The organism is Nodosilinea sp. FACHB-131 (assembly GCF_014695395.1).
In the GTDB taxonomy this organism is placed as follows: domain Bacteria; phylum Cyanobacteriota; class Cyanobacteriia; order Phormidesmidales; family Phormidesmidaceae; genus Nodosilinea.
In genome coordinates, this window is sequence record NZ_JACJOF010000024.1 from 24,026 (window position 1) to 43,871 (window position 19,846).

The following is a 19,846-nucleotide window of genomic DNA, read 5'->3' on the forward strand; positions in this document are numbered from 1 at the left end:
GCCAATGTCCCTAAACCTGAACTCGATCGCACTCATGCAGATACTGGGCGATCGCCCGATCCAGATTTGGCAGCAAAATCCCACGTTCGCTGCTGAGCACACTATAGGCGGGGCGAGATGCCGCATAGCCAAAGCTGTCGATGGAGCAGGATTGAATGGCGGAGGCATCTAGTCCGGCGAGCTGCGCTGTTTGACGAGCGAGGTCAACCCAGGCGATCGCCCCTGGATTGGCTAGGTGCCAGATACCATGCTCTCCATCAATCAGCAAGTCAAGGCTGGCATTCACCAGATCGGGAACATAGGTGGGGGACACGATCGCATCCTCCGCCGCTAAAAAGGGCTGTCCTGCCTTCAGGGTGCGGAGGGCAATCGTCAGGAAGTTGTAATCGTCCCAGGGGCCAAAGAAAGCACTGGTGCGAATGACTAATGAATCGGGATGGTGGTGTAGCACCTGCCGTTCTGCCTGGGCCTTGCTGTGGCCATAGACGTTCAGCGGCGCGACGGGATCGCTCTCCAGGTAGGGCTGTTGGCGATCGCCATCAAACACCAGATCCGAGGAAAAAGTGATCAGCCCAATATGCCGCTGCGCACAACTCTCCGCCAAAATAGCGGCCCCATCGGTATTAATGCTGCGGCACAGGTGAGACTCCCGCTCTGCATCATCGACGCGCACATAGCCCGCCGCATTGATCACAGCCCACGGCTGCATCTCCGTCAGCACCTGCTCAACCATGGCTGGATTGGTAACATCCATATCCTGTCGACTCAGCAGGCGGTAGGGAATGCCCCGTACGTCACAGATGCGAGCAAAGGCTTGACCGAGCGTGCCGGTCGCTCCGGTGATCAGGAGGGGGGAGGGGGTGATGGGTGGATGGGTAGATGGGTGGGTGAGTGGATGGGTGGATGGAAAATTAGCAGAATCTTCTGAGGTGTGGGTATGGAAACAGGAAATAGGGGGATAGAGAAGCCGATCGCTCCGCTGCCACCAGCCGGGAACTTCCAGGAGGGGGTGATTGTAGGGCTCGCCGTGGGAGAGGTGGCGGAGCATGGTGGCGATCGCTGTGGGGCGGGGTGAGGGCGATTGCAGCGTGCTGTTGCATGGGGGGCGCACGTCAAAGACACCCGGCTCGTAAAAGCACTCGTCGCGGGTAACGAGGCTGTTCCAGTCGTAGGCACCAAGAAGCGACCAGGCGGTGACGGCCCGCAGGTCTACCCCCTCCTGACGCAGGTGCTGAGCGGCATCCCAAATCTCCTTCAGCCAGCGCAGTTGTTCCTCCCGAGTGCAGCCCAGGTGAACTTCGGTGATGGCGATGGGCTGGTGGTAGCGATCCCACACTTCTTTCAGCAAAACATTGGGGGGACAAATGCCTTCCTCGCAAACCCGCACCGCTTCCACGTCAGCATATTGGTGCTTGCCGTTGCCGCCGTGGGTGTGGGGCGGGTAGCGATCGAGGCGTTCATCGAGGAAGCGATCGCTGGTCAAATAGCGATTAATGCCAAAAATGTCGGGCGGGCAGGGATGATCGAGAAACCAGTCTAAGTCCGATTCCTCAGCTCCGCTCTGCCGCAGATAGTTCCATAGTTCATGGCTACGATCCACCCGACCGCAGAGTAGATCAAAGGATAGCCATCGCCGCTCATTTTCAAAGGCAATTTGATAGCTCAACAGCGGCGTGCCAAACGTCTTGCCCAGATCTTCGGTCTGCACCAGTTTTGCCGCCGGGTTGATGCGACGAATGGCCTCCATGGACAGGGCAACCCCACGGCACTGATTGATCAAAGCTCGAATAAAGCTCTGATCGTCCTGGGCATGGGGATACCAGTGGCCATACAGCCCGCTAAAGCGGGCGGTGGTCAGGGGTTCGTTGACTGGGGTGTAATATTCCAGCCAGGGGTAGCGGGTGGCAACGGCCTGGGCAAACTGAGCCAGGCCGTTGGCAAACTCCGGGTCTAACAAGCTGGTGTGAGGCGGGCCGCTGCCGTGGTGTACCAGGCCAACAATGGGACGAATCCCGATATCGTCCAGGTACGCTAACCGTTGGTCTGCCCAACTCCAATCGGCTAGCTCCGGGCCATTGGGCGCAGTGCGCTCCCAGAGGACAGGATAGCGGATGGCTTCAATGCCTAAGGTGGCAAAGCAATCGAGGTCTTCTATGCGGCTATAGTGACCGTTGCGCTGAAGCTGATCGAAGTAGCGATCGCCCACCCGGTTCACGGTACATTCAACACCACCCCAAAGTTCTAGCTTGGGTGAAACTTGGTCTACACTCATCACACGCTTACTATTGCTCAACGAGATTTGCCATTTTGTTCGGGTTTGCCTGCCGCTACAGGGGTAGCAGAACGGCTGGCACCATTGCTGGCAGCAGCTTTGAAAGCGCCATTGCCATTGGAACCGTTAGATCCGTTAGACCCATTGAACGTGGGGGTGACTGGTTGCTTGGTGGTCAAGCTTTCCTCCTTGGGGTGCCAGCTAGAGCGATTAGACAGTTGGGCATGAAGCGCCAGTGCCTGAGCCACCACCTGATCCATGTTGTAGTACTTGTAGGTGGCGAGCCGCCCGACAAAGTGAACCCCCGGCTCGGCATCGGCTAAAGCTTTGTATTGCTTATAGAGTTCGGCATTTTCGGGGCGCGGTACGGGATAGTAGGGATCGCCCTCGGCTTGGGGATATTCGTAGACAATACTGGTTTTGGGATGTTCCTGCCCGGTCAAGTATTTGAACTCGGTAACTCGGGTGTAGAGGTGTTCGTTGGGATAGTTGATGACGGCCTGGGGCTGATGCACATCCTCATTCAACGTTTCATGTTTAAAGTCGAGGGAGCGATAGGGCAGCTTGCCGTAGCAGTAATCAAAGAAGCCATCCACCGGACCGGTATAAATCATTTCCTTGTAGGGAATGACATTCTGAATTTCCCGGTAATCGGTGTTGAGCATGATTTTGATGTTGGGATGCGCCAACATTTGCTCAAACATGCGGGTGTAGCCGTGGAGCGGCATGGCCTGATAGGTATCGGTGAAGTAGCGATCGTCCCGGTTGGTGCGGGTGGGAACGCGAGCGGTAACGGATTTATCCAGCTCGGAGGGGTCAACGCCCCACTGCTTGCGAGTGTAGTTGCGGAAGAACTTTTCGTAGAGTTCTCGCCCCACTTTGCTCACCACCACATCCTCAGAGGTGCGAATGTACTCTTTAGTCTCGGCTAGGGAGGCTAGAAATTCCTCAACCTCAAAAGCGGTCAGCTTCAGTCCGTACAGCTTGTTAATGGTGTCCAGGTTGATGGGAATTGGGACTAATTGACCATCCACACTGGCTAAAACTCGGTGTTCGTAGCGTCGCCATTCGGTAAATAGAGACAAATATTCAAATACATCACGGGAGTTGGTATGGAAGATGTGGGGGCCATATTTATGAACCAAAATCCCGTCTTCATTGTAGTGATCGTAGGCATTGCCACCAATGTGGTTGCGAGTATCTACAATCAGAATTTTCTTATTTTCCTGAGTTGCTAAGCGCTCTGCTAAAACACTGCCAGCAAAGCCAGCACCAACAATTAAATAGTCAAACATGAGGTCACTCCTTGCAGTGAAAGTTAGATCGCTAGCTGGTCAACGTTGGCTGCGATCGCCGTTGGATACTTGGTCTTGGACGGGGTGGTCTGGCGGGCGTTGGTGGCGATCGCCTCCTCAATCCGGTCATTCATGGCCTGCCAGGTCAAATCCCAAGAGGTTTGAGCTAGCCGGGCATCAACTCGGTCGAGCCAGTCAGACGGGGTCTGGCTCTGGCTGAGAGCAGCGGCGATCGCCTCCACAAACTCCGGCACCGTATCGGCAATGTGAACCAGGCTCTCGTCGCCGTAGGGCCGCACCACATCTTTAATTGAGGTGGAGACCACAGGTTTTCCACCAGCCAGGTATTCTGGCGTTTTGGTCGGGCTGATGAAACGAGTAGACTCGTTGCGGGCAAAAAGCAGCAGAGCCACATCCCAACCGGCTAAATAGTGAGGCAACTCCTGATAGGATTTGCCTCCTAAATAATGAATGTTGGGCCGTTGGGGAAGAGATGCCGCGTCAATTTTGACAACCGGGCCAACCATGACCAAATGCCAGTCAGGCCGAGCCTGGGCGATCCCATCCAACAACTCCAGATCCAGCCGTTCATCGATCACCCCGTAAAATCCCATACGGGGATGGGGGATCTCTGCCTGATCGTGTGGCTCGGGCAGGGGCTGTCGAGCTTGAGCAAAGTGAGCGGCATCAATGCTGCTGGGGAAGGCATGGACACTTGAATGTTGGTGCTGCTTAGCTTCGTAAAGGCTGTGTCCACCGGTGAATACGAGGTCGGCCATCTCAAACAAACGAGCTTCCCAGGCTTGCAGTTGGGGATGGGCGCCTTTGAAAGCGGAAAGCTCGTCCATGCAGTCATACACCACAGCAGACGCGGGCAAATGATGGGTAAACGGCACTGCCATTGGCGTGTAATACCAGAGGATCGGCTGTTGAATTTGAGCTTCCGCAAACAGGGCATTCAGTAGCTGTTGTAGGGAGAGCGTAAATTCCTCGTCGCTCTGGCTTTCGGAAATATGGGGAACAACAATCCACACTCCAGAATCACGCCTGCTAATGTCGAGCCAGGAAGTCTCGTCGGGAACGGCGATCGGCTCCTCCACGATAAAGACGCGGCGGGCCTGAGCACAACGGTTGAGCAGATGCTGGGGCCGCTGATATACAAAATCCCACCGCAGATGGGAGAAGCAAACTAAATCTGGTGTTCCAGGTACTGGGGGTGTTAACTCCGTACCTTCAGGCCACCGTAAACTAAGAGATGCGGCGCTTTGCTCTAAATAAGGTTGATCTTCTATCAGTTTCTTCTCTGACAACCTTCTATTAAAATAGCTCTCCGAAATATAGTGGGTTGACATCTTCACCTCCCAATTCACAGGTTTAACAAGCTGGTATTTTCAAAATCGAGGTTCGTTTTTGGAGCTAAGACAGGCGAAATTCAAGGTGAAATTCCATGGCTTGCACAGCTATCTATTGAAAACAACCATCATTTTTTTCAATTTTGAAAAGTATTCGCTCCTAACCGCCACTTCAGGTTTCACTAAGGATCTACAGTAGGGGCTGTCACCTTCAGAGTAGGGGGTTTGTTTCCATTAGGAACATCCCTTTCGGTAGAAGTTTGTGAAACCAAAAGTAGTGTGTCTACGCTATTTCTGGAGATAACGGCTCAACTAGGTTGACGAGAGTTGCCATCTGCGGGAATTTTTGCGATATATCTGTGATACAGCGATGTGCTGATTTATCAACAGTTGCAGCAGTTACAGCAGTTGCTGGAGTGCGATCTGCCAAAAAATGATCCGTAGTTTTTCGCCCCCAGCGAGGAGCTAGAGTTTTCGCCCAGATGCGATCGCTTGTCAAAACGTCGAGGGATCCTTGCCTTTGATGGACTTTTGCTGTGCCCTTACCCCACCTCATGCCGAGTGGCTATTGAATTAAGTAATTACTTCTAGAGTTAGAGGAATAAGTAGCTGGTTTTTATTACTCTATCGAGCTAGGGCTAAGGGCTGGTTGGTAATCTTTAGCAATGATTGATAAACATTAATAGCATGTTCATTTTTTAAAAGACCTTAATCAGTTTCTTTAGATTGTTTTAATGCCAGAGAACGAAAACAAAACACTTGCGCGTTAACTTCCGCTCTCAACCCTGAATTTTTCTGAAGATTAAGCCGGACTTAGTTAAACCAAACAGATACTTTCTGGGTATAGAACTTAAAAGCACGATTGAAAACGCCATTTCCATTTAAATGTAGGAAACACCATGCCTGAGAAATCGATGATTTTAGTGACAGGAGGGGCGGGATACATTGGTTCCCATGCAGCCCTGGCTTTGCAACAGGCGGGGTATGACCTGTTGGTGTTAGATAACTTGTCGAATGGGCACCAAGAGCTTGTGGAACGGGAATTGCAGGTGAAAGTGGTGGTGGGCGACATCAGCGATCGCCCCTTCCTCGACCACCTTTTTTCTACCTACCCTATTGCCGCTGTAATGCACTTTGCTGCCTACATTGCCGTCGGGGAATCGGTCACCGATCCGGGCAAGTATTACCGCAACAATGTGGCGGGAACATTAACGCTGTTAGAGGCGATGGTTGCAGCTTCGGTGAAGCAATTAGTGTTTTCGTCTACCTGTGCGCTCTATGGCACTCCTAAATTTGTGCCGATTACCGAAGAGCATCCTCAAGAACCCATGAGTCCCTATGCCACCAGTAAACAAATGGTGGAACGGATGCTGGCAGATTTTGATGCGGCTTACGGGTTAAAGTCGGTTCGCTTTCGCTACTTCAACGCGGCGGGAGCTGATCCGGATGGACGGTTGGGCGAAGACCATGCGCCGGAAACCCACCTCATTCCGCTGGTGCTGCTGGCGGCGCTGGGCAAGCTAGAGAGCATCGCTATCTTCGGCACAGATTATCCAACCCCTGATGGTACCTGCGTTCGCGACTATATTCATGTTGCAGATTTAGCTCAAGCTCACGTTTTAGGTTTGCAATATTTGCAGAACGGTGGCGACAGCGATGTGTTTAATTTAGGAAACGGCAGTGGTTTCTCTGTTCGCGAAGTAATTGAAGCGGCTCGTCAGGTGACGCAGCGGGAGATTCAGGTGGTGGAGCGCCATCGCCGCCCCGGTGATCCCCCTATTCTGGTCGGCAGCAGCGACAAGGCCCGCAGCGTTCTGAACTGGCAACCAAAATATGCTGATCTCAACGCCATTCTCACCCATGCGTGGCAATGGCATCAGCAGCGACACGGGAGCGATCGCTCCTAGTAATACCTACTAGCCCTAATTCTAGGTTGACGCCTCGTAGGGGCATTGCATGCAATGCCCCTACAAATTGGAGGTGTATAGATAGGATTTATTACAAAGTTCCTAACAAGGGGGTTTTTACCACCGAACGGTCAGCACCACGGAGTCTGCTTCTGCTCGCCAGCAGTGGGCAATGCCGGGCAGCCAGAGGGCATAATCTCCCTGGGTGGCCAGCATCATCTCGCCATCGGGAAACTGTAGGCAAAAGCGACCGCTAATCAGAACAGAAAGGGTCGTAGTTTCAGCGGGTTCTGTCCATTCGGAGCGGCGATCGCCCTCCTTATGAACGCCCCATTTTACCTCCACTGTCGAGCTTGAGCGGGGACTGATAGATGGGGAAATAAACGAACCGACAAACCATCCTCGCCGTTCTTCTCCATCGCTATAGGCGTTGCCCGTGGTTACGTTCCTTAGCATCCCAATACCCTAGCTAATATTCCTGGTTGAACTGTGTGAGGGTATAGAGTGCTCACTGCACAATTCCACCAACAGTGTCTTGTGGTGTCCAGGTTGGCCCGTGACAGCGCGGTCCTTCTGCTGTCCAAAGCAACCGATCGATGCACATCCGTCGTGCCGTCATTGCTGGATCCCAAGCATGGTAAACCATGTACTCAGTGGAGCTGTCAGGATGCAGGGCGATCGAGTTATGGCCCGGGCCTAAAACGTAGCCGGGATGCGATCGCAACACCCGTGGTCCCTGCTCATTCCCACTATCTGAATATGGCCCTAAAACGTGATTGGCAACGCCATAGTCAACCCCGTAGCTCTCGGTTTCCCACCGTCCACCGCTGTAAAAACAGTAGTAGCGATCGCCCCGTTTACGCACACAGGGGCCTTCTAGGGTATGCCAGTCGTAGGTGCCACCATACATGGGGCGATCGGCCAAAAACCGTTGCCAGTCGTGGCGGGCTCGCAGAACGACTTTGGGTGCTCCGGCGAGGGTTGTCATGGTTGAGAGGCGATCGACCATCAAGGCTGTGCCTGCCCGCACCCCCTGTTCCGTATCCAAAAAATCTTGGGCATAGAAGAGATACCACTGCCCATCGTCATCCTGAAACGGGCTGGGATCAATGGCAAACGCACAGGAATTGGGATTGATTAGCGGCTCGCCCGCATCCTGATAAGGCCCGAGGGGGTCAATGCTGGTGGCTACCCGCAGCTGATGATTTTTATCCCCATGCCCAACGGAGTAGTAAAGATAGAAGATGCCTTCGTGATAAGCCACTTCCGGTGCCCAAAAGTTATCCCCCAAAGCGGGATCAGGCCGCAGCAGAGCGTTTTCGGCAGGCTGCCACTGGATCAAATCCTCGGATGTCAGTAGTGGAAAGACTCGCCGCTTGTGCAGCTCATCTACCTCTCCAGCCGCTTCCGCTGGCCCCGTGCCGATCGCATAATAAATCCCCTGGTATTGCCACACAAACGGGTCGGCAAAATACTCTGGATAGACCGGATTGGTATAGGTTTGCGGAGCCATTGTTGAACCGGGGCTAAGGTTAGCGATCGCAGGAGGCAGCGCTCAACAACCTCCTGCGATCGCCAAACTCGCGCTCCCCGCGACTAATATTCGAACTTTACGTAGGTTTCCGTGGCGTTGTCGGCTAACTGTTCTACGGTGTTGCACCGGAGCAACTGCTGCTGTTGCGGTGACAACTCATTGTAATAGCCTTGCTCCAGGGTTAAATCTACCTTATGGGTGTGAAGCCAGTGCATGACGTACCCCATCACTATCATGGGGCGGGGTTCGGGAGTGGTGTTGGGAGTGCCGCGGTGGAGAGCTAAGGGCGATCGCACCATCACATCTCCCAGCTGCATATGAAATTGCTCCATCTCAATTTCGCCCGCTCGAAGTTTGACTAGCCCTTCTTCGCGAGACATCACATGGGTGCCCCGGGCCATCTCAAAGGGGCCGTTGTCGGCGGTAACTTCGACCAGGGGAAAGTTGACCGCCAGGGCATACAGCGGTGTCACAATCTGGTCGGAAAATAGGGGGCGAAAGTCGCGGTGAATGTCCTGATATTCAGACCCCTGCATGGGAATATCGGCGGCCAGCTGTACCAGCTTGTATTCCTGATAAAAGACGCGATCGAGGATGCCTAGAATGGTTGAGTTAGCGAAGACTTCAGGATTGGCAAAGGGGGCAACCCAGGGCAGAGTCACATAGCCGCGCGCAGTGCCTCTAGGGGCGACGCCACCCGGCTGTTGCTGCCGCTTCTGAAATAAGGCATCGAAGGCGGCTTTCCATTCGTCAATCAGGGCGCGATCGAATAGCCCGCGAATGATGCAAATTCCATCTCGGTTTAAGTCTTCTGCAAGCTGATCTAAGTCGGTTGTGCTAAACGTTGTTCTTTGAATGCTCTGAATCATTGCGCAATCCGCTAAATGGGGGAGTTAGGGATAACATCGTGCTGCCAAAGATCCACAGCAGAACAAAATGTAACCCTTGTTATATTTCTATTCTCCCCATTGGTAGAGGCGAAATGCCTGTGATTTTGACGATCTTCAAAAATCTCAATTTCTACTGCGGAAAAACCCGATAGTCTACGATTTTTACGGTGGGGATTGTATAAAATGTTCCTACCGTAACCTCAGTTCGGGTTAGGCATAGTTAGCAATGTTTCCCGGCAGCCCTCTCCCCCAGCCCCTCTCCCACGAGGAGAGGGGAGCCGGAAGCGCTCAAAGTCCCTCTCCTTGAGGGAGAGGGATTTAAGGAGAGGACCACAACGCTAGCCAGGCAAAGGCACGCAGCGGTTGCAATGCCAGGCTTATCCCGAACTCAGGTTACCGTAACGAAAACTCTTGGGGTGAAGCCTGAACGAAGGCGTCCAACTCAACGGCATCATGGCTACAGAAAAGGCGGACGTCGTTGTGGTGATCGCACGACAACTGCCACAGCCGATCCTGATTCTGTAGCCGGGCGGTGCGATCGGCTTCCATCATCCACTGATAGGCTCGCAGCCCTGGGGTGCAGTGTCGCTGCGACGGGTTCATTTCGTCCCGATAGAAATAGGCGTCGCCAGCGTGCAGTAACCAGCCTTCAGCGGTTTGAACGGCAATTCCCGCATGGCCGTGGGTGTGCCCTACTAAGGGAATGAGCAAAATTTCTGGAGGGAGTCCGGCTAGGTCACGAACAGCCTCAAAACCAAACCAGGGTTCTCCTACCGCTCTGTAATGTTGCCAGTGCTTGACCTCATCCCACTGGTTGGGGCGATAGCGCCGACTGGCGATAAACCCCTGGCGATCGCGGGCCGTTTCTATCTCGCTTTGCATTACGTGAACGGTTGCTTCGGGAAAATCTTCTAGGCCACCAGCATGATCAAAATCGAGGTGGGTCAAAACAATGTGACGGACATCGCTGGGGGAAAATCCGAGGTGCTGAATTTGCTCGATGGCGGTATATTTGCGGTCAAACTGGATGTTGTTGAAATGGATGAAAAACGGGCTGAGTCGGGAGTAGGGAGCCTGCACATCACGCAATCCAAAACCGGTATCAATTAGAACCAGTTCGCGATTGGTTTCGATCAGCAGACAGTGGCAAACGAGATGGGCGGTGAGGCTGCGACTGAAGCCGTCGAAGAGGGAGCCGCCGAGGGGACACATGCAGCCACAATTGAGGTGATGAACGCGCATAAGCTTTTCCTCCAGTTGGTCACATTGAAATGAGGGCATTGGGCGATGTGGATTTTTGCGCAGGGTTTGGCTTGAGGGTCCTTCGTCCCGCAGGCTCTCGGCTGGGAGACGGTAGCCCGTCCCTCAGCCCTTTTAGCCAAAGCGGTGAGCCGGGTCGGGCTGCTCCGCATCGGTAGGGTGATCAGGTTTAGGCGGTGTTATGTCGTGGACGTCGATGAATTGGACGAGGCGTTGGCGGAGGGTTTCCAAGCCCAAGCGTTCAGTCGCAGAGATGAAGAGGGCCTGAGGGTAGGTTTGTTGGGCCAGGGCGAGGGTCTCGCTATCGGTGCGATCAACCTTGTTGAAGACGAGCAGCACATCGTCGGGGGATGAGGGTAATTCGTCCAGAACGTTTTGGACAGACTGGATGTGGCGTTCCCAGGCGGGGTGGGACAGATCGACGACATGCAAGAGGGCGTCGGCTTCAGTGACTTCTTCTAAAGTGGCGCGGAAGGCATCCATCAGGGCGGGGGGCAGGTGGTGGATGAAGCCCACGGTATCGGTGAGGAGGAGATCGCGGCGATCGCCCGTGTCGGGGTTCATGACGGTCAGGCGGCGAGTGGTGGGATCGAGGGTAGCGAACAGCTGATCAGCGGTATAGACCTCGGCCTGGGTGAGGGTGTTGAGCAGGGTAGATTTGCCGGCGTTGGTATAGCCGACAAGGGCGATCGCCGGCATAGCCTGCTGCTCGCGCTGATGGCGCAGGCGGGCGCGGTGGGCCTGAAGCTGATCGACTTCTTGCTGAAGCTGGTTAATGCGCCGCTGAATGGTGCGGCGTTCGGTTTCCAGTTTGGTTTCGCCAGGGCCACGGGTACCGATGCCTGCCCCCAGGCGCGACATGGCCTGGCCGCGCCCCCGCAGCCGGGGCAGCATATATTCCAGCTGGGCCAGTTCTACCTGAAGTTTGCCCGCCTGCGATCGCGCCCGCTGAGCAAAGATATCTAAAATAACCTCGGTGCGATCGACGACAAGTAAACCAATCTGTTCTTCCAGGTTGCGAGCTTGGGTGGCAGAAATATCACGATTGAAGACAATCAAATTGGCTCTAGAACGCTGGGCTTCTAGGGTCACCTCTTCCACTTTGCCCTGGCCGATCACCGTTTGCGAGTCGGGGCGCGATCGCTTCTGCTGCACCATGCCAACCACTTCCCCCTGGGCGCTTTCCACTAAACGCACCAGTTCGCTAATACTGTCCTCAAACTGTTGCTCAGTCATGCCGTTGGCCATTACGCCCACCAGCAAAACGCGATCGTGATCGGCTTGCACCGCTGGCGCGTTGGATAGGTCAAATCCGGCCTGCTGGATGTCGCGTTCCCATTCATGAATGCGATCGCCAAAATCTTCTTCAAACAGGGTATCGGGGGCGATCGTCTCTACGGTCCAGGGCTGTTCTGGATCGGGGACGATGTGGGCCAGGTGTACCTGCTGGATGGCGGCATCGACGTTTCCCTTGCGGTGTCCTTTGGGGTCGGCCACGGTCAGCACCACCAGGGCATCTAGTCGTTGGCGCATCAGGGCGACAAATTCGCGGGTGTCTGGGGGCTGAAACTGAACCGTGATGCAACGGATGCCGCTGAGGCGATCGCCACTGCGGCGGGGCAAATCGGTTTCGGAAAGCGGCGTTTGCACAGGCGTGCCGACGCCCACCCGGATAATTTGTCCTCGGCGGTTAACGTAGCCGCTGATGGGATGGTGAATGGTCTGGCTGAGCGTGGTAAGTTGCTCGGCGATATCGGGGGTGAGCAGGCGATCGCCCGGTAAGCGTTGCTCATAAAGCTTTTCCAACTGTTTAATATGGCTGGATTTGATCCCTTGAAGATTGCCGTGAACAGTTGCCATGGTGGTCCTCGCGGTTGGTGGCTAAAGTGTTGGTGGGGTTAGAGCCAATCGGTCAGGAAGGTGTCGTCTTCGAGGGACGATGGTTGCTCGTCGGCTGGCATGAGTTCGGTTTTGGCTGGAGCCGTGCTCCCCAGTTTGATTTGCTCTTCCAGAAAAGTGAGGAACAGATCAGCTTCTTCGATGGCCTCTTCAATGGCCCCTTCGATGAACTGATGCCCAGTTTCTAGGTGGTTTTGAGATGGTTCGCTGCTCATGGCGGTTTAGCTAACGAGAAGACGGCCGTTGTGTCCAGTGTGGTTGTAGCGTTCGAGGGTGGAGTGGGCGATCGCCCCCCCTTTTCCCTTGGCGACTAGGGCAACGCAGGCGCCGCCAAATCCGGCGCCGGTGAGGCGAGCGCCAAAGACATCGGGGGTGGTTTGAAGACTATCTACCAGCGCATCGAGGGCGGGGACAGAAACTTCGTAGTCGTCTCGCAGACTGGCATGGGAGGCGTTCATCAGCTCCCCAAAAAGTTCTGGGGTGATGCCCTCTAGGGCTTGCAGTACCCGGTTGTTTTCGGTGATCACGTGACGGGCCCGCTGGCGGAGTGGATCAGGCAGTGACTCGGCTTGCTGGGGGTCGGTAATATCGCGCAAGGCTTTGACGCCGAGGTGTTGGGCAGCGGCTTCACACTCGGCGCGGCGCTGGTTGTAGCCGCTGGTGGCGAGCGATCGCGCCACACCGCTGTCGATTACGACAATCTCTGCGCCTGTGGGGAAGGGCAGAATGCGGCGATCGAGGGTGCGGGTATCGAGGAACAGCATGTGGTCGGTATCAGCCAGGCTGGAGGCCATCTGGTCGAGAATGCCGCAGCTGACCCCGGCATACTGAATTTCGGCCTGCTGGCCGAACTGGGCGATCTGTACGTCGTCCAGGGGGAGGTGGAGGAGCGATCGCAGCCCCCGCAGGGTGGCTACTTCCAGCGCTGCACTACTAGATAACCCGGAACCGATAGGGACGGACGACGTGACGAAGATATTTAAAGGCGGAATTTTGTGTCCAGCCGTTTCTAGGACACGAATGCAGCCGTCAACGTAGCTGGCAAAGCCTTGGGGAGCGGCCCCAGCGGGGTCGAGGTCAACCTGCTCCTCCAGTTCAGCGGAGTAGAAATGGTGGCGATCGTCGGGACTCAAGCCGATGGCAACGGCAGTGTGTTGGGGAATGGCGGTCGGCAGCACAAACCCATCGTTGTAGTCGGTGTGTTCACCCAATAGGTTTACCCGTCCGGGGGCACGGGCTTCAACCTCGGGGGCAGTGTTGAAAATTTGACTGTAGTCCATAATTAACGCTCCAGGGGAATCGGTCGGAGTCGTTCGGCAACGTCCTGGTGGGGAAAATGAGGGTCAAAACTCAGGTTCTCCAAACTGTTATCCGGGTGCAAAACAAAGGTGTCCTCAATTTTTGCCCCCGGAATGCTGGGGTTCCAGGCCAGTGCAGTGGGGGCCACGAGGCGATCGCCCGTCTCTGCGGTAGCCACGACATCCCGCGCCCCATAGCCAGCGGTTCCCCCCTGGTGGTGCTCCCGAATCGCGTTGGGGTACCCCTGTTGTTCGTAGGCCGTTGCCAAGGCATGATAAACGGCATTCAGCGGCGTATCCACTTGAGAATGATTGAGCGCAACGGCTTCAATCTCAGCAATGGTGCGATGGCGTTGCCGGTCCGCTTCGGATAATTTGTCAAAGAAAACAAAACGGGTCAGACTGACGATCAGCCCATGACCTCGCGCACAAAATACCAGCATCGCCTGTCGGCCCAAAGTTTCACCGCTGGGTAAGGGGTGGCGGTAGAGGGGGAGGCGGCGATCGCCCGCTGCCAAGGTCAGCGCTGGATGAAGGCCCCTGGCCCACATCGCTGCTGCCCCGGCTCCCGCCAGCTGATGCTCTGTCCAGGTCCGTTGGGTCTGGGTCAGAACCTCGGTCATGGCTTCGCTGGCCAGTCGTCCCACCTGGCGGTACCGATCCAGCTCGCTAGGCAACATTACCCATCGCCGCTGAATGAGAGATGCAGGCAGGGTCGCTTCAGTAGAGCCTCCCGACGGCTTGTCACTCAACACTTGACCACCCTGGGTCGCTTCCTGCACAAAGGCTTGGCGCTCAGCACCCTGTGCCCACGGACTGACCTGAAGTTTGTAGGGAGAACCCTCTGGCAGTTCCTCATCCTTGAGCCGCTGGGCCTCGATTTCATCGGTCAGTACCCAGGCATCGGTGGAGGTCACCAGTACCTCAGCGACCCCCGCCTCAGCAGCCAATAGCACGGTGTTGGAGCCCCCAGCCGTTGCCCAAGCAAACCAATCAGTTCCCCGCAGGCGAATTCCGGCGGCGTCCGTTTCCTGGAGCGTGTTCCGCAGCACGGCTAATTTTTCAGAAATTTCTTCTAACCGATTCATGGCAAACCGTTGCTCTGTTCAGTGGTCAGTGATAATTCATTACTTAGGCGACTTCTGAAAAACAGTCTCCCTAATGGTGGGCAGTGCCCACCCTACAGCGGCGGCGGCTTCTGGCCAAAGTAAAGACCTCCCTTAATGCGACATCTGACATGAGAAACCCCAATTCAAAACAGGCACCTCGTAGGGGCATTGCAGTGCAATGCCCCTACCAATCAGGCGTAGCCAGGTAGGACTCGTATTAGACATGCGTGACTTCTTCCAGCTCAACCTTAACGGCCTGTAATTCCTTAGCTTTTTCTTCCGGCAGCGCATCGTTGGCAAACATGCCCGCCGCCAGTTCCGTTCCGGCCAAATACTTAAGCCTGTCTGACGTGCGATAGGGTGGATAAAACTGGGCGTGAAGGTGCCATTCCGGATGCTCTTCCCCGTTCACCGGAGCCTGAAACCAGGCCATCAAATAGGGAAATGGACGCTGCCACAATCCGTCATACTTCAGGGTCACCGTCTTGAGCGCTCTGGCTAAGCTCGCTCGTTGGTCAGCGGTTAGATCCATAAATGTTGCCACGGGATGAATCGGTGCAATCCACACCTCGTAGGCATACCGCGCGCATACCGGAATAAAGGCGATCGCCCACTCATCCCGATACAAAATCCGCTGATTGTCCTCAATCTCAGCTTGAATCAAATCCTCCAACAACCCCCGCTGGTGCTGCTGATAATACTCCTGCTGACAGGCTCCCATCCGAGCTGGGACCGGAGGCACAAAAGGATAGGCATAAATTTGTCCGTGAGGATGGTGTAGCGTCACCCCCACCTCAACCCCTTTATTCTCAAAGGGCAGCACGTATTCGATTTGGGAGTGCTGGCTGATGGCCTGGGTGCGATCGCCCCACACCTGAAACAGCAGCTCAATATGATCCAGCGGTAGCGAACTCAGCGCCGCCTGAGGATTTTGGGTAAACACCACCACCTCGCAGGCGCCATTGGCAGGCACTGTATCCACAATTTCACGCGGGGAATCCGCCGCTGACGGAATCAGCGACGGAAAGCGATTCTCAAATACCGCGATGTCGTAGTTGCCCTGGGGTAACTCGGTGGGAAATTGCGGGTTTTTGGTGGGAGCCAGCGGATTATATTTTGGAGGCGGCATAAATGTCCGCCCCTGGCGATGGCTCGCGTAGGCCACCCACTCCCCCCGCAGCGGATGCCAGCGGAGGTGAGGGTTGGCCTGGACGGGGTCGCTGCTCGGACTAGGCGCAGTTATTCCCGCCGCAATGGGTGATCGGCTGTACAGGGTGAGGTTGCGCCCATCTGGCTTCAAGAGCGTCTGAGAGTGCATGTTCTATGTGGGCCTGGGCTACTTTTACAGGCTCTTGCAGCATAGACGGGGCATCCTCTCCCATCCCCCTACCTAAAGTGGCAGATGCGATCGCCCAAATGGGGAACTTTGGCGTGCGATCAATGTATAACAGCCCATTTGCCTCCTGGAAGGTATCTGTCAGCTGGGTGTAGCAGAAACCGCTGAACATTTCCACCTGATTCACCGTTTGCAGTAGCTCCGCATACTGCCGCTGAAACTCCAGTGCGTTATCTGAGCGCGCATATCCCCAGGTGTTGCTCTGCTCTTCGGGTTTGGTACAGGCAATGCCGCCAAACTCCGTCAGCATGATTGGCTGTCCCTGGTGGGGGTAGCCGTCTAGGGTTAGCACCCGACCGCCGGGACGCTGGCGATCGAATAGATCCGCCAACTTCACCTCAGGCCCATAGCGTTTTGCCAGACTATGGGATTGCGTGTCATAGTCGTGGATTGCCAAAATATCGGTAGCCGTACTTTCCCAACCATCATTCCCAATCACCGGACGGGTGGGATCAAGGGTTTTGGTCAGGTGATACAACGCCTGGACACAGTGGCGATGGGCCGGAGTTGCGGTCAGGTCGGGCACGCCCCAGGACTCGTTAAAGGGCACCCAGACAACAACGCAGGGATGGCTAGCATCCCGTTCGATGACCTCCGTCCACTCCTTCGTCAACCGTTCTACTGCCTTAGGGCTAAAGCGGTAGGCACTGGGCATTTCTTCCCACACCAGCAGCCCCAGCACGTCGGCCCAGTAAAGGAAGCGGGGATCTTCAATCTTCTGGTGCTTACGCACGCCGTTGAAGCCCATTTGCTTAACCAGTTCCACGTCCTGGCGCAGCGCTTCATTAGAAGGGGCCGTCATCAGTGTGTCTTCCCAATAGCCCTGATCGAGCACCAGCCGCAAATAGTAGGGATGCCCGTTGAGCATGAAGCGATCGCGCTGAATATTTACCGTCCGCATGGCGGTGTAGGATTGCACCTCATCCACCAATTGCCCCTGACACCAGAGTTGAATCTGAGCATCAATCAGGGTCGGCTTCTCAGGACTCCACAGCAATGTATTGCGATAGTCATCAATACCGGGGTCGGATAGAGCGATACGGCGGTGAATTTCGCCATTCAGCACCTCATACATGTCGTTGACTAGGAGCTGCTTGCCCACCGTCAACCGCACCTTTAGGTGCATTTCCTTTTGCAGGTCGCCGGAGACAAACCCTTCAAAGCCAATCTCCCAGCGCTCAAAGTGGGGTGTCCATTTGATGCGATCGATATAGGTGACAGGGACTTTTTCCAACCACACCGTCTGCCAGATACCGCTGGTGCGGGGATACCAGATGCTGTGAGGTTCCCGCTGCCAGTCCTGCTTACCCCGTGGTTTTGCCAAGTCAGTGGGGTCGTCTTCGGCCCATACGGTCACCGTCTGCTTGCCATCTGGGCGCAACACGGACGTAATATCCATCGAGAAGGGTGTGTGCCCGCCCTCGTGGTCAACCATGAACTGGCCGTTTACCCAAACCCGTGCCCGATAGTCGACAGCTCCAAAGTGGAGAAGGACGCGATTGCCCTCTGCCGCCACCTCAAACTCTCGTTCATACCAACAATTTGGATGGAACCCCGTGTCATGAATACCACTGCGGATAGATTCGGGAGCGAAGGGAACTTCGATATTCTGACCCCACGATGTAACATCGCTGGGTCGTGCAAAGTGCCCTTCGTCATCGTAGGTAAACTTCCAAGTGCCATCCAGGGAAGTCCACTGAGAACGCTGTAGCTGAGGACGGGGGTACCCTGAGCTTGCCTGCGCCTGAAGGGTGGGGGTTAAGTCGCAGGGATATTCTTCTTCAAGACATTTACCGAAGAAATTCATGGGGGTCTCTAACCAAACTGCCTGTGTTCAAACTGCTGCACTAAGGATGCCCTCTTAGCACTCCTTAACTACCTCTATTCTCGCAGTTATTTCACTCCATAACCTGGATTTAATTCCTGGCGGCGCCTCCAAAAATCCTTGAGGAGGCTGTCTTGCCGTGAGACTGCGGAGATAGAATAACTGGACTCTAACTCGTTAGGACGAGTAAGTGGCTTAGCCCCTGATGAAATGGAGTCAGATCTTCATCGAGTGGGCAGTGCTCGTTAATCAATCTAAATACAGATATAGCCTTTGCTATTAACTTAGCTGACCTAAAACGGTTGCCGAGCTAACGAAAGCTTGGGTAACTTAAGCGATGAACCAATGAGGCTAAGTGCTAGGAATTTGTGGCGCTAGCTCAGTAGGGGTGCGATCGCGTCTATTATGCCGAATCAACATCGCATCCATGGGCCAGGGGAGTCGCTGGTTAGTTAAGAGCTATCCTTTTGGATCCAAATCCGCAAAAGGAAAGTTCTTGCTAAAAGCCGATGGCGGGATTTGAACCCGCGACCGCTCGATTACGAATCGAGTGCTCTACCACTGAGCCACATCGGCATAGATATTTACAGTTAGCTAGTATAACAGGGTCGGGCGATCGCACGATCGAGTCGTTTCCCAGGGCAGCGAGGCTAGGCAAAGCAGCACAACCCTGGGACCAACCTGACACCTAGTCTTTCTCAATGTACTTGCGAACGCTGTTGAGGTCGATGTAGCGATCGGTGGCGTTGCGCAGTTCACGAGCAATCATCCCTTCTGTCGAGACAACCGTTATGTGGGTGTTTTTGGAGCGCAGCAGCTCAATAGCCCGCTCAAAGTCGCCGTCGCCACTAAAAAGAACAACCTCATCGTACTGATCTACGGTATTGAACATGTCGATGGCAATCTCAATATCGAGATTAGCTTTTTGGGAGTATCGCCCGGAGGTATCGTCGTAATACTCCTTGAGAATTTTGGTCCGTACAGTGTAGCCAAGGCTGATCAGCGCATCCCGGAAACCGCGCTGGTCTTGAGGATCTTTCAGCCCGGTATACCAAAAGGCATTTACTAGGGTAGCCCCACCGTCAAGGCTAAGAAAATATTCGAGTACCCGCTTTGGATCAAAGAACCAGCCATTTTTTTGCTGGGCGTAGAACATATTATTGCCGTCTACGAAAATCGACAAACGCTTCAAACCGTATCTATTTGCCATAAATATGAATAATAATCAACTTAACGAGTCATCTATCTTATAAGCAGTGTAGATGCTGATTCTAGTTAACTCAGTAGACTAATCACTCAATCAATAGTGAGATCTGACTCAAGAAAGCTAGGCCTAGCCAAAGCATTCATATAGAGAACAAGGCTAAGAGTGTAGCCGTTTCTATCAAAAAAATCTAGAGATTAGTTAGGCTTAAAGGTAGAAAAGTTCGCCTGGTAAGGGGTGAATGGGCTAATCCACGCTGCTAAAACTAACAAAATTTCAGGGATTAACTTTACAGCTTCTTAAGTAAAAGTTGAAGGAATTCAACACCTTAGACTGCACTGAAGCCCTGTTAGTAAGCCTTAAGATGAGTGGATCTACTGTTTTCACCTGAAGTAAACGCACTCTGTCAAATCAATAATGTGAATTTGACAAAATAAAGCCAAAATCTACCTTGTTCTTAGCAGTTGTATCAGGGAACAACTGTCCAGCTGAACTGGCTACGCCCGCAAAATCGCTCTAACGCAGTTTTAATAACTAAACCCAATATCATATTGAACTAAGCCTAAAATTTAACTTTATCTTTTTAACTATAGTATACTGCCAAT

The 19,846-nt window shown here is 54.3% G+C and carries 15 protein-coding genes and 1 tRNA gene; 1 reads left to right on the forward strand and 15 read right to left on the reverse strand.

Annotated features, from left to right (window positions below; translation table 11 throughout):
• Positions 1-10: 10 nt before the first annotated feature.
• From H6F75_RS14850 to H6F75_RS14860, 3 genes are read right to left on the reverse strand one after another with little or no spacing between them, the layout of a single operon-like run.
• On the reverse strand, positions 11-2,272 hold the full coding sequence (locus H6F75_RS14850) for a family 1 glycosylhydrolase (protein ID WP_190753252.1): 2,262 nt from the start codon (positions 2,270-2,272) through the stop codon (positions 11-13).
• 17 nt (positions 2,273-2,289) lie between these two features.
• Positions 2,290-3,567: a UDP-galactopyranose mutase gene (gene glf / locus H6F75_RS14855; protein WP_190753253.1), complete on the reverse strand. Its 1,278-nt coding sequence runs from the start codon at positions 3,565-3,567 to the stop codon at positions 2,290-2,292.
• Between the two features lie 23 nt (positions 3,568-3,590).
• Positions 3,591-4,919 (reverse strand): glycosyltransferase family 1 protein, encoded by a 1,329-nt coding sequence (locus H6F75_RS14860; RefSeq protein WP_190753254.1) that lies wholly within the window; start codon positions 4,917-4,919, stop codon positions 3,591-3,593.
• An 899-nt stretch (positions 4,920-5,818) separates the two neighbouring features.
• Here H6F75_RS14860 and galE point away from each other — a divergent pair.
• On the forward strand, positions 5,819-6,826 hold the full coding sequence (gene galE / locus H6F75_RS14865) for a UDP-glucose 4-epimerase GalE (RefSeq protein WP_190753255.1): 1,008 nt from the start codon (positions 5,819-5,821) through the stop codon (positions 6,824-6,826).
• 117 nt (positions 6,827-6,943) lie between these two features.
• Here the strand turns inward: galE and H6F75_RS14870 are convergent, their stop codons facing one another.
• The 12 genes from H6F75_RS14870 to H6F75_RS14925 all read right to left on the reverse strand — a co-directional run bounded on the left by H6F75_RS14870 (position 6,944) and on the right by H6F75_RS14925 (position 19,247).
• Positions 6,944-7,282 carry a signal peptidase I gene (locus tag H6F75_RS14870; protein WP_190753256.1) on the reverse strand — a complete coding sequence of 113 codons (339 nt, stop codon included), beginning with the start codon at positions 7,280-7,282 and terminating at the stop codon, positions 6,944-6,946.
• Positions 7,283-7,334: 52 nt separating this feature from the next.
• A complete protein-coding gene (locus tag H6F75_RS14875) occupies positions 7,335-8,339 on the reverse strand; it encodes a glycoside hydrolase family 43 protein (protein ID WP_190753257.1) in 1,005 nt (334 codons plus the stop codon).
• Positions 8,340-8,422: 83 nt separating this feature from the next.
• The gene (locus H6F75_RS14880) at positions 8,423-9,229 is read right to left on the reverse strand and encodes a phytanoyl-CoA dioxygenase family protein (RefSeq protein ID WP_190753258.1); all 807 of its coding nucleotides are present in this window, start codon (positions 9,227-9,229) and stop codon (positions 8,423-8,425) included.
• A gap of 414 nt (positions 9,230-9,643) precedes the next feature.
• Positions 9,644-10,492: an MBL fold metallo-hydrolase gene (locus H6F75_RS14885; RefSeq protein WP_190753259.1), complete on the reverse strand. Its 849-nt coding sequence runs from the start codon at positions 10,490-10,492 to the stop codon at positions 9,644-9,646.
• A 132-nt stretch (positions 10,493-10,624) separates the two neighbouring features.
• Positions 10,625-12,370 (reverse strand): GTPase HflX, encoded by a 1,746-nt coding sequence (hflX, locus tag H6F75_RS14890; protein WP_190753260.1) that lies wholly within the window; start codon positions 12,368-12,370, stop codon positions 10,625-10,627.
• A gap of 38 nt (positions 12,371-12,408) precedes the next feature.
• Entirely contained in the window at positions 12,409-12,624 is a 216-nt protein-coding gene (locus H6F75_RS14895; RefSeq protein ID WP_190753261.1) for a hypothetical protein, read from the reverse strand.
• Between the two features lie 6 nt (positions 12,625-12,630).
• Complete coding sequence (gene galK / locus H6F75_RS14900; RefSeq protein ID WP_190753262.1) at positions 12,631-13,689, reverse strand: galactokinase; 1,059 nt, start codon at positions 13,687-13,689, stop codon at positions 12,631-12,633.
• Between the two features lie 2 nt (positions 13,690-13,691).
• The gene (locus tag H6F75_RS14905; protein ID WP_190753263.1) at positions 13,692-14,795 is read right to left on the reverse strand and encodes a M24 family metallopeptidase; all 1,104 of its coding nucleotides are present in this window, start codon (positions 14,793-14,795) and stop codon (positions 13,692-13,694) included.
• Between the two features lie 238 nt (positions 14,796-15,033).
• Positions 15,034-16,134, reverse strand: coding sequence for a galactose-1-phosphate uridylyltransferase (galT, locus tag H6F75_RS14910; RefSeq protein ID WP_190753264.1), 1,101 nt, complete (start codon positions 16,132-16,134; stop codon positions 15,034-15,036).
• Positions 16,046-18,019, reverse strand: a complete 1,974-nt coding sequence (locus H6F75_RS14915; RefSeq protein ID WP_190753265.1) for a glycoside hydrolase family 2 TIM barrel-domain containing protein — start codon at positions 18,017-18,019, stop codon at positions 16,046-16,048. Before H6F75_RS14915 ends, galT begins: the two co-directional genes overlap by 89 nt.
• Positions 18,020-18,541: 522 nt before the next feature.
• Positions 18,542-18,613 (reverse strand) — tRNA-Thr (locus tag H6F75_RS14920).
• Between the two features lie 112 nt (positions 18,614-18,725).
• Positions 18,726-19,247, reverse strand: coding sequence for an NYN domain-containing protein (locus tag H6F75_RS14925; protein ID WP_073611208.1), 522 nt, complete (start codon positions 19,245-19,247; stop codon positions 18,726-18,728).
• Positions 19,248-19,846: the final 599 nt, after the last annotated feature.

What these genes read in the sequence shown, in the direction of transcription:
- H6F75_RS14850 (WP_190753252.1), bottom strand. Translation starts at nt 2,272, where the DNA reads ATGAGTGTAGACCAAGTTTCACCCAAGCTAGAACTTTGGGGTGGTGTT.
- glf (WP_190753253.1), bottom strand. Translation starts at nt 3,567, where the DNA reads ATGTTTGACTATTTAATTGTTGGTGCTGGCTTTGCTGGCAGTGTTTTA.
- H6F75_RS14860 (WP_190753254.1), bottom strand. Translation starts at nt 4,919, where the DNA reads ATGTCAACCCACTATATTTCGGAGAGCTATTTTAATAGAAGGTTGTCA.
- galE (WP_190753255.1), top strand. Translation starts at nt 5,819, where the DNA reads ATGCCTGAGAAATCGATGATTTTAGTGACAGGAGGGGCGGGATACATT.
- H6F75_RS14870 (WP_190753256.1), bottom strand. Translation starts at nt 7,282, where the DNA reads ATGCTAAGGAACGTAACCACGGGCAACGCCTATAGCGATGGAGAAGAA.
- H6F75_RS14875 (WP_190753257.1), bottom strand. Translation starts at nt 8,339, where the DNA reads ATGGCTCCGCAAACCTATACCAATCCGGTCTATCCAGAGTATTTTGCC.
- H6F75_RS14880 (WP_190753258.1), bottom strand. Translation starts at nt 9,229, where the DNA reads ATGATTCAGAGCATTCAAAGAACAACGTTTAGCACAACCGACTTAGAT.
- H6F75_RS14885 (WP_190753259.1), bottom strand. Translation starts at nt 10,492, where the DNA reads ATGCGCGTTCATCACCTCAATTGTGGCTGCATGTGTCCCCTCGGCGGC.
- hflX (WP_190753260.1), bottom strand. Translation starts at nt 12,370, where the DNA reads ATGGCAACTGTTCACGGCAATCTTCAAGGGATCAAATCCAGCCATATT.
- H6F75_RS14895 (WP_190753261.1), bottom strand. Translation starts at nt 12,624, where the DNA reads ATGAGCAGCGAACCATCTCAAAACCACCTAGAAACTGGGCATCAGTTC.
- galK (WP_190753262.1), bottom strand. Translation starts at nt 13,689, where the DNA reads ATGGACTACAGTCAAATTTTCAACACTGCCCCCGAGGTTGAAGCCCGT.
- H6F75_RS14905 (WP_190753263.1), bottom strand. Translation starts at nt 14,795, where the DNA reads ATGAATCGGTTAGAAGAAATTTCTGAAAAATTAGCCGTGCTGCGGAAC.
- galT (WP_190753264.1), bottom strand. Translation starts at nt 16,134, where the DNA reads ATGCACTCTCAGACGCTCTTGAAGCCAGATGGGCGCAACCTCACCCTG.
- H6F75_RS14915 (WP_190753265.1), bottom strand. Translation starts at nt 18,019, where the DNA reads ATGAATTTCTTCGGTAAATGTCTTGAAGAAGAATATCCCTGCGACTTA.
- H6F75_RS14925 (WP_073611208.1), bottom strand. Translation starts at nt 19,247, where the DNA reads ATGGCAAATAGATACGGTTTGAAGCGTTTGTCGATTTTCGTAGACGGC.